This is a genomic window from Paraconexibacter algicola (genome assembly GCF_003044185.1).
In the GTDB taxonomy this organism is placed as follows: domain Bacteria; phylum Actinomycetota; class Thermoleophilia; order Solirubrobacterales; family Solirubrobacteraceae; genus Paraconexibacter; species Paraconexibacter algicola.
The window spans coordinates 2,036,778-2,051,768 of the sequence record NZ_PYYB01000001.1 but is presented as its reverse complement, the minus strand read 5'-3'; the positions used below and the strand labels follow the sequence as shown (position 1 = coordinate 2,051,768).

At 71.2% G+C, this 14,991-nt stretch carries 12 protein-coding genes; 7 read left to right on the top strand and 5 right to left on the bottom strand.

From position 1 onward, the window contains the following. Positions 1-6: 6 nt before the first annotated feature. Positions 7-573: a dTDP-4-dehydrorhamnose 3,5-epimerase gene (rfbC, locus tag C7Y72_RS09680; RefSeq protein WP_107568543.1), complete on the bottom strand. Its 567-nt coding sequence runs from the start codon at positions 571-573 to the stop codon at positions 7-9. 23 nt (positions 574-596) lie between these two features. On the opposite strand from rfbC, the gene C7Y72_RS09675 reads away from it, so the two are divergent. Continuing rightward, positions 597-878, top strand: a complete 282-nt coding sequence (locus C7Y72_RS09675; protein WP_107568542.1) for a hypothetical protein — start codon at positions 597-599, stop codon at positions 876-878. Continuing rightward, a complete protein-coding gene (locus C7Y72_RS09670) occupies positions 875-3,016 on the top strand; it encodes a glycosyltransferase (RefSeq protein WP_107568541.1) in 2,142 nt (713 codons plus the stop codon). The genes C7Y72_RS09675 and C7Y72_RS09670 overlap by 4 nt, the downstream gene beginning before the upstream one ends. A 3-nt stretch (positions 3,017-3,019) precedes the next feature. Here the strand turns inward: C7Y72_RS09670 and C7Y72_RS09665 are convergent, their stop codons facing one another. Further along, positions 3,020-3,499, bottom strand: coding sequence for a hypothetical protein (locus tag C7Y72_RS09665; RefSeq protein ID WP_107568540.1), 480 nt, complete (start codon positions 3,497-3,499; stop codon positions 3,020-3,022). Positions 3,500-3,618: 119 nt separating this feature from the next. On the opposite strand from C7Y72_RS09665, the gene C7Y72_RS09660 reads away from it, so the two are divergent. The 4 genes from C7Y72_RS09660 to C7Y72_RS09645 all read left to right on the top strand — a co-directional run bounded on the left by C7Y72_RS09660 (position 3,619) and on the right by C7Y72_RS09645 (position 9,081). Continuing rightward, positions 3,619-4,197, top strand: coding sequence for a DUF1697 domain-containing protein (locus tag C7Y72_RS09660; protein ID WP_107568539.1), 579 nt, complete (start codon positions 3,619-3,621; stop codon positions 4,195-4,197). Between the two features lie 40 nt (positions 4,198-4,237). After that, positions 4,238-5,410, top strand: coding sequence for a glycosyltransferase family 4 protein (locus C7Y72_RS09655; protein WP_107568538.1), 1,173 nt, complete (start codon positions 4,238-4,240; stop codon positions 5,408-5,410). 244 nt (positions 5,411-5,654) lie between these two features. Next, a complete protein-coding gene (locus C7Y72_RS09650) occupies positions 5,655-6,914 on the top strand; it encodes an RNA polymerase sigma factor (RefSeq protein WP_146175316.1) in 1,260 nt (419 codons plus the stop codon). A 124-nt stretch (positions 6,915-7,038) separates the two neighbouring features. After that, positions 7,039-9,081: a hypothetical protein gene (locus C7Y72_RS09645; protein ID WP_107568536.1), complete on the top strand. Its 2,043-nt coding sequence runs from the start codon at positions 7,039-7,041 to the stop codon at positions 9,079-9,081. Positions 9,082-9,112: 31 nt separating this feature from the next. On the opposite strand, the gene C7Y72_RS22770 is transcribed toward C7Y72_RS09645, so the two are convergent. Next, the gene (locus tag C7Y72_RS22770) at positions 9,113-10,810 is read right to left on the bottom strand and encodes a DUF2142 domain-containing protein (RefSeq protein ID WP_146175315.1); all 1,698 of its coding nucleotides are present in this window, start codon (positions 10,808-10,810) and stop codon (positions 9,113-9,115) included. A 528-nt stretch (positions 10,811-11,338) separates the two neighbouring features. Continuing rightward, complete coding sequence (locus C7Y72_RS09635) at positions 11,339-12,517, bottom strand: glycosyltransferase family 2 protein (RefSeq protein ID WP_107568534.1); 1,179 nt, start codon at positions 12,515-12,517, stop codon at positions 11,339-11,341. Positions 12,518-12,689: 172 nt separating this feature from the next. On the opposite strand from C7Y72_RS09635, the gene C7Y72_RS09630 reads away from it, so the two are divergent. Beyond that, positions 12,690-13,835 (top strand): glycosyltransferase family 4 protein, encoded by a 1,146-nt coding sequence (locus C7Y72_RS09630; RefSeq protein ID WP_107568533.1) that lies wholly within the window; start codon positions 12,690-12,692, stop codon positions 13,833-13,835. Positions 13,836-13,843: 8 nt separating this feature from the next. Here the strand turns inward: C7Y72_RS09630 and C7Y72_RS09625 are convergent, their stop codons facing one another. Next, a complete protein-coding gene (locus C7Y72_RS09625; RefSeq protein WP_233243792.1) occupies positions 13,844-14,986 on the bottom strand; it encodes a glycosyltransferase family 4 protein in 1,143 nt (380 codons plus the stop codon). Between the last annotated feature and the right edge of the window lie 5 nt (positions 14,987-14,991).

Here is a 14,991-nt window from a genome sequence, read left to right as displayed (position 1 = left end):
CTGCGTCTACCAGTCCGGCAGCTCGCCGGACGCCGCGAACTGCTCGAGCGTCATCGCGTCCGCGTCGCGCTCGCTGAAGACGCGGTCGGCCTGCGGGATCGGCCAGTCGATCCCGACCGCCGGGTCCAGGAACGAGATGCCCCGCTCGACGTCGGCGGAGTAGTAGGCGGACTGCTTGTAGAGCACGTCGGCGATCTCGCTCGTCACCGCGAAGCCGTGCCCGAAGCCGACAGGCACGTAGAGCGCGCGCATGGTCTCGTCGGAGAGCTCGAACGCCTCCCACTCCCCGTAGGTGGACGACGAGCGCCGCAGGTCCACGACCACGTCCACGATCGTGCCGCGACCGCAGCGGACGAGCTTGCCGCAGCCCGCGCCGATCTGGAAGTGCATGCCGCGGATGACGCCGTAGGAGGACCGTGAGTGGTTGTCCTGGACGAACGCGTCGTCGATGCCGTGCTCGGCGAGCTGGTTCTCCCGGTAGGTCTCGCAGAAGAAGCCGCGCTCGTCCGGGAACACGGTCGGCTGCAGGAGCTTGGGCCCGTCCAAGCGGGACGGCAGGACCTCGAAGGGCATCCGCGGAGGGTACCCTCGGGGGAGTGTCCGACGACTCCACGACCGTCACCGAGAGCGACGAGGTGCTCGCGCTGCGCGCCCGCGTCGCCGAGCTCGAGGCCCAGCTCGCCGAGCAGTCCCGCGCGACCAACGCGCTCGTCGCGCGCTCGCAGGAGAAGCTCTACTGGCTCGAGCGGTGGAACGTCGACCTCGACCGCGTCATGGCCAAGCCGGGGGCGATCCCCGCGCTGGAGGCGCTGAAGTCGGTGCGCTCGGTGATCCGCTGGGTGCGCGTCACGTCGCGCCGGGTGCGCGGCGTCCGATGAGCGCGATCGGGAGCGTCTCGGTCGTCGTCCCGGTCAAGGACGGCGGGCGCTACCTGGCCGAGCTCCTCGCCGCGATCCCGGCGACCTCGTCCTCGGGCGTGCCGGTCGACGTGCTGATCGTGGACAGCGGCTCGACGGACGGCAGCTGCGAGCTCGCGCGCGCGACGGGTGCGCGGGTCGTGGAGATCGAGCCGTCGACGTTCCAGCACGGCCGGACGCGCAACCTCGGGGCCGAGTGGTCCTCGGGCGACGTCATCGCCTTCCTCACCCAGGACGCGACCCCGGTCGCCGGCTGGGTCGACGCGCTGCTCGCGGGCTTCGCGCTCGCCGACGACGTCGGGATCGTGTTCGGTCCGCACCTCGCGCGCCCGGACACCTCGCCGATGATCGCCCGTGAGCTCGCCGCGTTCTTCGCCACGAAGGCCGCGCCGGACGGCGGCCCGCAGGTCGAGCGCGCCGGCGGCGACGCATGGCTGTCGAACGTCAACGCCGCCTACCGCCGCGACTGCTGGGCGGCGGTGCGCTTCCCGGAGGTCCCGTACGCCGAGGACCAGGGCTTCGCGGGCGCGGCGCTCGAGGCGGGATGGGCGAAGGCGTACGTGCCCGAGGCGGCGGTCCTGCACGCCCACGACTACCCGCCGGTGCAGTTCGCGCGCCGCTACTTCGACGAGTACCGCGGTCTGCGCGAGACGATCGGGCACGTGGAGCACCTCGGGGTCCGCTCGACCACCCGGACGGTCCGCGACCTCGTCGCCGGGGACCGCGCCTGGATGCGCGAGCAGGGCTACGCGCCGCGGGACCTCGCGCGCTGGACGGCACGTTCGGGGCTGCACCACGCGTCACGACAGGTCTTCGCCGCGTTGGGTTCCCGCGCCCACGGGATGCCGCCGGCGGTGCAGCGACGGCTCTCGCTGGAGGGGACGGTCGGCGCGGCCGATCCCGGTCCGCTCGCGGCCGATCGGGGTCCGCGCGCGCCGATCTCCGGCAAGCCGATCGGTGCGCGTCCCGTCGTCTGGGACGCGGTGCGTCGCTACGCCCGCGACGGCGCGGCCCCGCTGCTGGCTCCGCTGCCCGGTCAGGACGCCGACGCGCCGCTGCACATCGCGTGCGTGATCCCGCCGTTCGACCGCGGGTCGGGCGGACACAACTCGATCTTCCAGACGATGTGGCGGCTCGAGCAGGCTGGCCACACGGTGTCGATCTGGATCAACGACGAGCACGGGCACAAGGACCACGAGCGGCCCGCGCGGATCCGCCGCAACATTCGCGAGTGGTTCGCGCCGATCGAAGGCCCGGTCTACAAGGAGTTCGACGAGTGGTTCGGCGCGGACGTGGTCGTCGCCACCGGCTGGCAGACCGCGCATGAGGTCGTGCTGCTGCCGAACTGCCGGTCGCGGGTCTACCTGATCCACGACCACGAGTCCGAGTTCTACGCCACGTCGGTGGAGTCCCGGTTCGCGGAGGCCTCCTACGGCCTGGACATGCACATGATCTGCTCGTCGCCGTGGCTGCAGGAGATCGTCTCGTCGCGCTACGGGCGGACCTCGTCGCTGTTCGACTTCGGCGTCGACCACGACGTCTACCGGCCCATCGAGGTCCCGCGGCAGGAGGCGACGATCCTGTTCTACGGCCGTGACGCGACCCCGCGTCGCGCGGTCTCGCTGGCGAAGCTCGCGCTGCGCGAGCTCGCCGACCGCGGCCTGGAGTTCCGGGTGCTGTCGTTCGGCAACGACTTCGAGATCGACATGCCGGTCCCCTACGAGCACCTCGGGATCCGCGACCCGCACGAGCTCGCACAGGCGTACAACGAGGCCACCGTCGGACTGGTGCTGTCGCTGACGAACTACTCGCTGATCCCCCAGGAGATGCTGGCCTGCGGGTTGCCGTGCGTCGACCTCGAGGGGATCTCCGCGGAGGGCGTGTTCGGTGCCGACGGGCCGGTCTCGCTCAGCCCGTTCGATCCGATCGCGCTGGCCGACCGGGTGGAGCGGCTGCTGACCGACCGCGCCGAGTGGCAGCGCCGGCACGAGGCCGGCCTGGCGTTCGTGCAGGGCCGCACGTGGGACGTCGCGGCCCGGCAGGTCGAGGCCGGGATCCGCGAGGCGCTCGCGTTGCGCCTCGCGGCCCCGTCGCGGTAGGGGCTAGCTCGTCGTCGTGGTCGGGTAGTCGGTCGTCGGGTAGTCCGCGCCCGTGTCGGTCGTGCTGCCGGCGGCGGGCTTCTTGCAGCCGCCGCGGCGGTCGCCCTCGCCGCGGGCCGGGCGGACGCTGTCGAACGCGGCCTTGACCTCGGCGGCGGTCTTGCCGAGCTTCTCGGCCAGCAGCGCCTGCTCCTGGGCCTTCGTCTCGCGCGCCTCGGTGGCCTTCACGGCCGCCTTGACCTCGGCGATCGCGGTCTTCAGCTGCTCGAGCGTGACGCCGAGCTGCTCGGCGACGGTCGTGAGCTGCGCGTCGGTCAGACGCGGCGCGTGGCGCTTGCCCTTCTTGCCCTTCTTCTTGGCGGTCTGCTGCGTGGTCGTGTCGGTCGGGTAGCTGCCGGCCTCCTGCGCGAGCGCGGGGGTGGCGAGGCCACCGAGAAGGACGGAGGTGCCGAGGACGGCGACGGCGGTACGGATGGACGGCATCGGGTGTCGAGCTCCTTGCGGGTGGTGGGAATCTGCCTGAGGAGACGCACGCGGCGCGTCGTTCGTCAGGAGCCCGCAGGCGCGTTTACGTGGTTCTTCGACGGGCATAGGATCGGGCCATGCCAACCCACGTCGCGCTGCTGCGCGGGATCAACGTCGGCGGCGTGAAGGTGCCGATGGCCGAGCTGCGCGCCGCCGCCGCGGAGTGCGGACACGACGAGGTGGCGACCTACATCCAGTCCGGGAACCTGGTGTTCACCCCGGGACCGGGTGGGACCGCGGCGCCCGCGGCGCTCGCGACCGCGCTCCGGTCCGCGCTCGACGCGCGGCTCGGGATCGACGTGCCGTTCGTCGTCCGCGACCGTGACGCGTTCGCCGCCGAGCTGGACGCCAACCCGTTCGGGGAGCCGCAGGACGGCCGGCTGCTGCACGCCATGCTGCGTGACGGGCCGGTCACCGACGCGGAGCTCGAGACGATCGAGCGGGCGCGCGAGAGGGCGCGGGCGGCGGGCTCGCGCGACGAGCTCGCACTGGTGGGCACGACGCTGTACGTGTCCACCCCGGACGGGTACGGGCGCAGCGTCCTCGCGCAGGCGCTGACCCTCGGGGGGCGCGACGGGTCGCCCGCCCGCAACGCGACCGCCCGCAACTGGCGGACGATGACGCAGCTGCTGGCGATGCTCGACGGCACCGCCTGACTATCCTCGCGCGCGTGCCCGTCTCCTCCCTTCTGCTCCGTTGAGCCCGTTGCTGCGCCGCGGCGGCGCGACGAACGAGCCGCTGGCCGTCCGGCTCGCCCCCGGGATGCTCGCCGCCCTGCGGGACGGCGCCGTGCCGCTCGCGCCGGGGGCGACCGACCGGGCGGACGCGGACACGCTCGAGGTCGCGGTGGTCGTCCCGCAGTTCCGGCGCGGCAGCGGAGGGCACAAGACGATCGCGGATCTCGTGCGCGGGCTCGAGGGCCTCGGGCACCGGCTCTCGCTGTGGGTCGTCGACGAGGAGGGTCGTCACGGGGGCGCCTCGGACGCCGATCTGCGCTCGCAGTTCCACGAGTTCTTCGGGGCGATGCGCGCGGATGTGGCGCGCCTGCATCCCGCAGCGCTGTCGGACCGCCCGGTGGACGTCGTGGTCGCGACCGGCTGGCAGACCGTGCCGGCGGTGCTGCGCCTGCGCGGCGCGCGGTCGCGCGCGTACCTCGTGCAGGACCACGAGCCGGAGTTCTACGCGACCTCGGTCGAGCGCGAGTGGGCGGCCTGGACCTACCGGCAGGGCCTGCACGCGATCTGCGCGTCCCCGTGGCTCGCCTCGATCGTGCGTGAGGAGTACGGGGGCAGCGCGTCGTCGTTCGACCTCGGCGTCGACCATGACGCCTACCGCACGCAGGCCGTTCACCGCCGCGAGGACCTCGTGCTCTTCTACGCGCGCGCGGTGACGCCGCGGCGCGCGGTCCCGCTCGGCGTCCTGGCCCTGGAGGAGCTGCACCGTCGTCGTCCGTCGGTGGAGATCGCGCACTTCGGTGAGGCGCGGCCGCTCGACGTGCCGTACCCGGCGCGCGAGCTGGGGGTCCTCGACCCCGAGGGGCTCGCGCACGCCTACAACAGCGCGTCGGTCGGTCTCGTGCTCTCGCTGACGAACCCGTCGCTGGTGCCGACCGAGATGCTCGCTTGCGGGCTGCCCGTCGTGGACCTCGCGACGCCGTCGATGCGCGCGACCTTCGGCGACGACGGCCCCATCGCGCTGGCGCCGGTCGATCCGGTGGCGATCGCCGACGCGATCGAGACGCTCCTCGACGACCTGCTCGCGCGCGCGGAGCGCACGCGCGACGGGCTCACGCTGGCCGCCGAGCGCTCATGGGCGGCGGCGTCCAGGCAGGTCGAGACCGGGCTGCGCGACGCGATGCGCGGTTCGTAACGGGTTCGTTCGGCGTTCGCGCCGATTTCGTGTCAACTGCTTCGCCCCCGAACCGCATGGCGTTACCGTGCACGTTCGTCGACGTACTCGACACATGGGGTCGGCCCTCGGAGCCGACGTAGGGCGACACACGGCAGGCGGGGCGACCTTGGCGGCGCAGCAGGAACGGGACGGGCAGCGGAGCACGACAGACCGGGCGGAAGCGGCAGCTCCGCGCGCCTTCTCCGCGGACGAGGTGGCCGAGATGGTCGTCAGCGCTCGGGCGCGCATGACCACGAGCGCGGCCCGACACCCGCGGTTCAGCGGCCTCTCCGAGCACGACGTCGAGGAGCTCTTCGACGCGACGTCCGAGATCCTCGTCGGCCGCGCCGACCGCTTCGAGAACGCCGACCACGTGCGCGCCTCGCTCTGGACCGGCATGGAGCTGCGGGCGCGCGACGTGTTCCGGCGGCGGCAGCGCCGCGGGTTCGAGCTGGACAACGACGCGCTCGACCTGTTGCCCGACGACCTCGCCGACCACGAGGACCGGATCAGCCACGAGCAGGAGCTGCTCGTCGTCCGCGACTTCCTCGCGGCGATGACCCCGCGCGAGGCGGAGGTGTGGAAGCTCGTCCACGGCGAAGAGCTGTCCGTCGCGCAGACCTCCCGCCAGCTGGGCATCAGCCGCCACGCCACCGCCGAGCACCTGGAGGCCGCCGGTCGCAAGCTCGAGGTGTTCCTCGGCATCCGGCGGGCCGGCGAGTGGTGCGGGCGGCGCGAGAGCGACATCCTGCGGATGCTCGGCGGCTCCGACGACGAGGGCACGGCCCGGCGGGCGATGGCGCACCTGGACGCCTGCGCCGTGTGCCGCCGCGCGTACGCGGCGCAGGTCCGGCGGACCGGCCGCCTCGCCGCGGGCGTGCTGCCGTTGCCGGGGGCGGCGGCCGGCGAGCACGGCCGGACGCTCGTGGAGCGGTTGGCGGATCTGGTGCCGTTCGGCGGTGGCGGCGGCGGGCGGACCGAGATGGTCGGCAGCGCGATCCTCGGTGGCGGTGGCCTGGCCGGCGTCGCGAAGGTCGGCGCGGTGGTCGCGACGACCGCCACGGTGGCCGTGGGCGCCGGGACGGTCGCCGGCGGCGGGGAGGACCGCGCCGCCAGCCCGAGCCGCCCGACCATCACCGCGGTCGCCCGGCCGGCGGTGGCGGTGTCCGCCGCCACGCCGGCACCGGCGGTCATCCGCCGCGCATCCGAGGAGCAGCGGCAGGCCCCGGTGCGCCGCGAGCGCGCGCGTGAGCGGGCGGCCGAGCAGCGTGCCGAGCGGTCGGCCGAGCGTGCCGCTGCACGGCAGCGCGCGGCGGAGCGCCGGGAGGACGTCTTCGAGCTCGGCACGGTCGCGTCCGGCGGCGCTCCCTCCGCGAGCAGCGCCTCAAGCGCCCCCGCGCCCTCCGGCAGCACCTCCTCCGGAGGCGGCTCGACCGCGCCGGCCGCGCCCGACCCCGCCGGCCAGGAGGCGTTCCTGCCATGAGGCCCACGAACTTTTCCAGCAGCCCGCGTCCACGACGACTCATCACGGACAGATGAGCCCTCCAAACCACCTCCAGGAGCACCGCACGATGCACCCCCGGCCACGCCACCGAGCTCTCGGCCTGGTGGCCGCGACCCTGACCGCCGCCGGCATCCTCGCGGCCCCGTCAGCAACCCACGCGGCCACGTACACGATCCAGCAGTGCCACAGCCAGAGCAACTATGCCGTCAGCGGGCTGGTCGGCAGCTTCCAGGGCGCGTACGCGTACACCAATCAAGCTTGCGACCCGAGCTCCCGGACCGTCGGGGCCGCGCTGACGGCATCCGGAGAGCGTTCGGGCGGCGAGTTCGCGCAGGTGACCTTTAGCGCTCCGCAAGGCACAAGCCTGGACTCGATTAGCGCGCGACGGACAGCCACAGCTGGGGCAGCTCGCGCGAACGGTGCTCCCGTGGCCCGTCTCTCGTCGATCCCCTCAGGCTCGCGCGAAGCGTTCGCGGCTGTCGCCGGCTACCCTGCGAGTGGACAGGGCATGATGGCGCTCGCCCTAGACGGGGACCGGTCCGTCTCCTGGGGAGCGTACTGCGAAGGCACATCAGGCTGCCCCGTGGGCGATACGTCGTACTCGCTGCAAGACATCGAGATCCGGCTCCGCGACAATCAGGCGCCAAATCTCGCCAACGTGGCGGGCACGCTGCGGAGCGAGACAGATCGCGCGCGAGTCCGGTCGCTGACGTACGACGCGACAGACGCTGGCGGCGGAGTGTTTCGCGAGCGCCTGATCGTTGATGGCTCGGAAAGAAGCACCGAACTGGCGGACGCTAACGGCGGACGGTGCGTCCTCCCCTTCACGACGCCAACCCCGTGCAAGCCAGATGTGAGCGGCTCGGTTAGTTTCGACACCAGCACCCTGAGTGACGGGACGCATCAGCTCGTACTCGACGTCCGTGACGCCACCGACGAGAACAAGCGGCTCCACGGGCCTTGGACGATCACCGTGGACAATGTGCCTCCTGCCGTCGGTGCCCCGGCGCTCTCCGGGACGGCACGTGAGGGCGATGTCCTGACGTGCACGGCCCCGGTCGCTGGCCAGATCCCGGATGTGCGGTTTCAGTGGATTCGCGCTGCCAGCGACGGCAGCGCGCGGTACGAGATTCCCGGGGCGACGAACGCCGCCTACGCCATCTCTGCGGCCGATGTGGGGCGAAAGCTGATCTGTCGCGTAAGTGCCACGGACAACGGCGGCACAGCGGATCGGGAGTCGTCGATCACGCAGCCTCCGTTCGCAGATGGCCAGCTGGTCAGCACGTACTGCAGCAATCGCCCCACCGGCTCGACGGATGAGTGCGGCGACCTCGACGGCGACCGAATCGCGAATCGGAACGACGACGATCTCGATGGGGATGGCGTCCCGAACCTGGCGGACAGCGCTCCGTACGACTCGAGCCGGCCCGGAAGCGTCGCGTCACCTGGCTCAAGCAGTACGACGACCAACACCAGCTCGACTGCGAACAGCAGCACCACCCTTGTGGGCGGAACGACCGTCGGGGCTGCGGGCACCGTGAGGTTCCTTCTTGGCCGAGAGACGGCGGTCTACGTTGGCAAGCAGGCACGCTGGGTGCGGTCCAGTTTCAAGATGCGCGGGCGCCTGACGCGTCCGGACGGCTCACCTATGGGCGGACTCAAGCTGTTCGTCACTCAGGCGGTCAACGGCAAGACCGTCGCGCTCGGGAGCACCGTCACCGATCCGGACGGCAACTGGGCATTCCAGATTCCTCGCGGGCCCAGCCGGACGCTGGTCGTGGCGGCAGGTGACGGCGTCAACGCCGCAACGCTCACCGTGCGGCAGCGCGTAACGGCCCACGTCACCCTACGGGCGATCCGCAAGAAGATCCGCTCCGGCGGACTTGCACAGTTCCGCGGACAGCTTCGAGGCGGTCACACGAACAGTCGGGAGAAGCTCGTCGAGTTCCAGGTCTACTTCCGTCGCAGTTGGCGCACGATCGGAACTTTCCGAGTGGGCCGCGACGGTCGCTTCAGCGTCAAGTACCGCTTCGGCACCGCGGCCTACGGTCGGTACAGCTTCCGCGCACGGACCATGCCGACCGACGGCTACCCGTTCGCGGTCGGGACCTCGAGGGGGAGGACGGCCACCGTCCGTGTTGGCTGACAGAGGCCTAGCGCGTCGCTCCGGCGACGCGCTAGGTGAACCAGCCACGAAGGGCACTGGTCCAAGTCAAAACAGCGAGCCCGGAGGCAGCGACGGTGCCGAGCCCGGCAAACGCCTGCCGGTAGGCCGCCTTCTTCACCAGCATTCCGCCGGAAACCAAGAGCACAGACAGCGGGACAAGCGCGGGGAAGATGTAGCGCCCTTGTTCTCCAAGGTCTGTGCGCACATCGAGCGACGCATACGCCCACGAGACGAAGAGCAACACGCTGCCAATGGCGCCCAGAAGGACCGTCACTGGCCCTGCCCACTCTCTCCAGCGAGAGCGGTGGCGGATCGCGGCCGCGATAGCGAGCATCCAGCCCACCAAGAGACCAGCAAAGATTCCACGCAGGAGACCGATGGTCAGATTGGTCGACTTCCAACCGAACAGGCCATAGCCACGGTCAACGTAGATGCGGTAGGCCGGCCAGCGCTCTAGTGCTGACGCGCCTGGGAGCGCAAACCTTCTCCCCCCCACAGACAAACCAGGAATGAAGGTCTGCGCTACGTACTCAGCCTTCTGAATGGGAGTCGGTCCCGGCGGGCCTGGAGTCGGCGACCCGTTGGGCGCGCTCGCCACGGCTGGGTGGCGATAGACGAGGCTCCCGCTTCCTGTTCCCATCAGCGGAGAGATCACAAAGATCCAGGCGACTGCGCAACAGGCTGCCAGCCCGAGTGCCGTAATCGCCCACCGCGCGGCTGCCCCGGCGCCGTACCGAATTGCGAGGACGAAAGCGGCTACCCCGACCACGGGAACTACGCCGAAGCCCGTGATCTTCGCCAGAGGCAGGACAACCATGAGCGCCCCAACACACGCAGCTAGACGCGTCGACGGACCGCGGACGACGCTAGTAACCAACAGCAGGACCATCACTGCCGCTGCAACGTTGACCGCCGTGTCGTTGTTGACCGAACCTGCGACACTGCCAAACACCGGTTGCATCCCGGCGAGGACTCCCGCGAGCCACTGAAGCTCCGAGCGTCGGGGAAACAGAAGTCCCGCGACGATCACTGCGATGCCGGCAACGAGTGCCGCAAGGACCGCATTGAGAAGCCGCATCATCAGAAGCACACTCGGCTGCTGCGCTGGCGCATCGAAAACGCGTAGCGGGAGCCCGATTAGGCCGTAGTAGAGCGGTCCGTGCCCTGTTCCGCTCTCGGTAAACCCGCCGCCATCGCTCGGGCTCGTTCCGCGAAGCGCCTCTCGCCACCGCGTCTCCCAGAACTCGTCCCATCTTGGGCGCGACGATGGATTGAGCGTGGTTGAGTTGTGATGAAGCGCCGCCATGAGGCGCTCTTCGGCCGAGGAGTAGGGCGGCCTTTGCGAATCGGCTGAGTCGTCCGGGCGATCGTTAGTGGCCGCGAGGTGCTGTGCGTATGCGAAATGCTCGCTCTCATCAGCTCCGTGAAACGGGTGAAGCAGCACAGCCCACGTCGCTCCATGGGCCAGTGCCACACCGCAAGCGGCTACGACCAAGTACCTCTGGCTCCGCAGCTGTGCCGTAGCCGCGACGCGAGTTGCGAAATACATCACCAACAGGAGCAGGGGAAGCGCACTCCACGTCAAGACTCGTCCAGCTAGAGGCTCGAAAACCGTTGAGCGCCGCAGGGCGTCGTCGATCTGCGACCCGAAACTCCGTGACACGCCCGCGGGCAAAGCAAAGCGAACCGAGATGTCTTGGCCGACCATCGGTCGGCCTCCTAGAGTCGAGACTGGGTCCGCTGGCAAACGCTGGACGGACGCCCCTCCAAATCCCAGCGCTGTCCGGCGACCGGTCACGCAGAGAGTCGCGTTTCGGATCTCTTTCGCGACGGGTTGCCGCAACCGGAAGTAGGCGAAGTCCCCGGTCCCGGAGACCGACCGGTCGATGAGGGCGAGCCGCGCCGGGCCTCCCGAAGTAATCGACGCTGAAACACGAGCGCCACGCCGAATTTGCTCGCCGAACAACCACACTCCGACCTGCCCCGTCCCTCGGGGAACGACGAGGCCGCGAATGCAGGTTCGCTCGCCTGGGTTGGCCTTCGCAATAACCGTCCCAACACCGACGCTGTTCGTGCCCGTGAGAGACGCTGTCGTCGCTGACAACATTCGCGCTGTCAGTACGGCGAAAACCAAGAAGCCCAGCAGGGCGGCGATCCACGTGGCCCGAGCACCCGGGAGCACAAGTGTCCGTAGTCGCGTCATCCGCGACTCGGGGGGCGCCACTGACGCCACGTACTACGAGTCCCGGCGCCGAAGGCCCAGGATGCTCAGCAGGAACGAGGAGAAGAACACCTGCACGCCGACGATGATCAGCATCGTGGCGGCGATGGCGGTGCGCTCCTCGGACAGCTGGCCCGCGCCGTCGGCGATCCATTGACCGACGATGACTGCGGCGACGATGAAGCCGACGGTGGCGATCACGCCCCCGAGGACGAGGCCGTGCTCGAGCCGGAAGCGGTCGCGCATGCGGTCGAACCAGGGGTCCTTCTCGCCCATGAAGTACGCGCCGTAGGCGTGGGCGCAGAGGCCCAGGGCGACGATCTGCGTTCCGACGATCGTCAGGAGCGCGCCGGCGATCATCGTGTGCAGCTGCCACTCGCGACCGAACAGGTCGATCTGCAGCAGGGAGATCAGCGAGACGAGCAGGCCGAGTCCGGCGAGGATCGCGCCCGGGGCGACGAACAGGTGCGTCGGCGAGTGCACCAGCAGGAAACGCAGGTGGCGCCACCCGTCGCTCCACGTGTTGAGCTTCGACTCGCCGCCGCGAGGGTGGTAGTCGATCGGGAACTCGGAGATGCGGAGGTTCTCCTTGCCGGCCCGGATCACCATCTCGGACGCGAACTCCATGCCGGTCGTCCGCAGGTCCAGCCGCGGCAGCACGTCGCGCCGCAGTGCGCGCATGCCGCAGTGCGCGTCACTGATGCCCGTCTTGAAGAAGAAGTTCAGGATGCCGCTGAGCACCGGGTTGCCGACGTAGCGGTGCAGCCACGGCATCGCGCCGGGCTGGATGTTGTCCATCCGGTCGCCCATGACGAGCTCGGCGCCGTCGTCGAGGTGCTTGACGAACTTCGGGATCTCGTTGAAGTCATACGTCAGGTCGGCGTCGCCCATGACGATGTACTTGCCGCGAGCGGCGGCGAACCCCGCCAGATACGCGGACCCGTACCCGCGGCGCGGCTCCGACACCACGCGCGCCCCCGCGGCGGTGGCGAGCTCGGCGCTGCGGTCCTCGGAGGCGTTGTCGGCGACGACGACCTCACCGTCGATCCCGGCGCGCTCCATCGCCTCGAGCGCCTGCGTGACGCAGGCCTCGATGTTCTCCTCCTCGTTGAGGCACGGGATCACGACGGAGACCGTGAACTCGTCGACGGGCATGCCCCGGTTGGCGGTGTCGGTCTGCTCGAGAAGGCTCATGAAGGTGGTGCTTCCTGCGTCGTGCGCGGCGCGAAGGGATCCCACGCCTCGGGACTGGCTACCCCGGGGCGCACTTGCGGTAACGCGCGCCGCGCGCGGAAGTCGCGCCCTTGGGTGCGACGCCGCAACGTCGGGCGCCGCGCCGGGCGCGCCTCTGCGACCCTCCAGCGCGATGCGGATCTGCCTCGTCTACGACTGCCTGTTCCCCTGGACCGTCGGGGGCGCCGAACGGTGGATGCGCTCCCTCGCCGAGGCCCTTGCGGCCGAAGGCCACGAGATCACGTACCTGACGCGCCTGCAGTGGGACGACACCGACGCGCCCGCGATCCCCGGCGTCACCGTCATCCCGGTGAGCCGACGCGAGGAGCTCTACGGACCGGACGGCAACCGCACGATCGGTGAGCCGGTCAGGTTCGGGATCGGGGTCCTGCGGCACCTCGCCCGCCACGGGTCCGAGTACGACGTCGTGCACACCTGCTCGTTCCCGTACTTCAGCCTGCTCGCCGCGGCCACCGTGCGGCGCCGCGCCGGCTACCGGCTCGTCACCGACTGGTTCGAGGTCTGGAGCGACTCCTACTGGACCGCCTACGTGGGTGGGCCGAAGGCGCAGGTGGCGCGGCGGATCCAGCGGGCGTGCGCGCGGGTCCGGCAAGACGCGTTCTGCTTCAGCGACCTGCACGCCCGCCGCCTGCGGGAGATCGGCGTGCGCCGCGAGCCGACCGTCCTGCGTGGGCTCTTCCCGGGGTCGACCGACCGCCCGCAGCCCGCCCCAGCGTCCTCGACCGTGGTGTTCGCCGGGCGGTTCATCCCGGAGAAGCGCGTCCCGGCCATCCCCCCCGCGATCGCGCTCGCCGCCGAGGAGGTCCCGGAGCTGCGCGCCAGGATCTTCGGCGACGGCCCGCAGCGGGCGGAGCTCGACGCGGCGATCGCCGCCCTCCCCGACCCCGGCCTGGTCGACGCTCCCGGCTTCGCCCCCGGGGAGGAGGTCGACGCCGCGTTCCGCAGCGCGCTGTGCACGATCCTGCCCTCGTCGCGCGAGGGCTACGGGCTCGTGGTCGTCGAGTCCTCGGCGGTCGGGGTCCCTGCGATCGTCGTGCGCGGCGAGGACAACGCCGCGGTCGAGCTCGTCGAGGACGGGGTCAACGGCGTGATCGCCGACAGCCCCGCACCGCAGCACCTCGCCGGAGCGATCGTCCGCGTCCATCGCGGCGGCGCGGCACTGCGCGAGAGCACCGCCGACTGGTTCGCCCGCAACGCCGAGGACCTCGCCTTGCGCACGTCGCTCGAGCGGGTCGTCGAGCGCTACGCGGGCGGCTGAGGCAGTCGTCAGCCGCGGTCGCGGAGCACGCGCTCGTACGCGGCGAAGGTCAGCGCTGCCGTGCGCTCCCAGGTGAACTCGGCCGCCCGGGCGACGCCCGCGGCGCGGAGCCGCTCGCGCAGCGCCCCGTCCGCGAGCAGGCGCGCGATCGCCCCGCGGATGTCGTCGACCGAGTCGGGGGAGAACTGCAGCGCCGCGTCCCCCGCCACCTCGCCGAGCGACGAGACACCCGAGGTGGCGACCGGGACGCCGCGCGCCATCGCCTCGAGGACCGGGAGCCCGAACCCCTCGTAGCGGGACGGGAAGACGAACACGTCGGCCGCCGCGTACAGGCCCTCGAGGTCCTCCGTCGAGAGCCAGGCCGGGAACCGCACGTCGTCCGCGACCGACAGCGCCGCGGCGCGGGAACGCAGCTCGGCCTCGTGTTCGGTGGGATAGCCGGGCAGGACCAGCACCGGACGGTCGGCGGCCGGGAGGCCCGCGAACGCCTCGATGAGCGCGAGCAGGTTCTTGTGCGGGCGCTTGGCCGAGACGCTCAACAGGATCCGGCGCTCCCCCAGCTCGAGCTCCGCGCGGAGCTCCCGCTCGTCGCGTGGGGTCACCGCCGGGCGGGGCGACACGCCGAGCGGGACGACGTCGACCTTCTCCCGCGGCGTCCCGAGGTGCTCGAACAGGTCGTCCCGGGTCGACGCCGCGTCCACGACGATCCGGTGCGAGCGACGCGCAGCGGACGGCACCAGGACCCCCATGACCTTGCCGCGCACCCCGAAGTGCGCGTCCGGCACGAGCTTGTAGTTGAGATCGTGGATCGTCGTCACCCGGGCGAAGCTCCCCCACAGCGGGGCGGTCGAGCCGAGCGAGTGCACGACGTCGCAGCCCGCGCGAGCGGCGAGCGGCGGGAGATGACGCTGCTCGCCCCACACCCACTGCTTGCGGTCCGTCGCGTTGACCGGGACGACGACCTCCTCGACGCCCGGCCCCCATCCGCCGCCCGCGGCCTCGCGGTTGACGAACGCCGTCAGGCGCACCGGGGTCCCGCCCGAGGCGGCGCGCGCCGCACCGTCGATCCGCTGCAGCATCTCGCGCGCCGCGACCTCCATGCCGCCGGTCTCGCCGGGCACGAGGAAGATGAGGTTGAAGCCGACGTGCACGTGCC

Bases quoted from the DNA above. Each gene is read 5' to 3' on its own strand.
- C7Y72_RS09630 (WP_107568533.1), top strand. From the start codon at position 12,690: ATGCGGATCTGCCTCGTCTACGACTGCCTGTTCCCCTGGACCGTCGGG.
- rfbC (WP_107568543.1), bottom strand. From the start codon at position 573: ATGCCCTTCGAGGTCCTGCCGTCCCGCTTGGACGGGCCCAAGCTCCTG.
- C7Y72_RS09665 (WP_107568540.1), bottom strand. From the start codon at position 3,499: ATGCCGTCCATCCGTACCGCCGTCGCCGTCCTCGGCACCTCCGTCCTT.
- C7Y72_RS09650 (WP_146175316.1), top strand. From the start codon at position 5,655: ATGGTCGTCAGCGCTCGGGCGCGCATGACCACGAGCGCGGCCCGACAC.
- C7Y72_RS09670 (WP_107568541.1), top strand. From the start codon at position 875: ATGAGCGCGATCGGGAGCGTCTCGGTCGTCGTCCCGGTCAAGGACGGC.
- C7Y72_RS09635 (WP_107568534.1), bottom strand. From the start codon at position 12,517: ATGAGCCTTCTCGAGCAGACCGACACCGCCAACCGGGGCATGCCCGTC.
- C7Y72_RS09660 (WP_107568539.1), top strand. From the start codon at position 3,619: ATGCCAACCCACGTCGCGCTGCTGCGCGGGATCAACGTCGGCGGCGTG.
- C7Y72_RS22770 (WP_146175315.1), bottom strand. From the start codon at position 10,810: ATGGTCGGCCAAGACATCTCGGTTCGCTTTGCTTTGCCCGCGGGCGTG.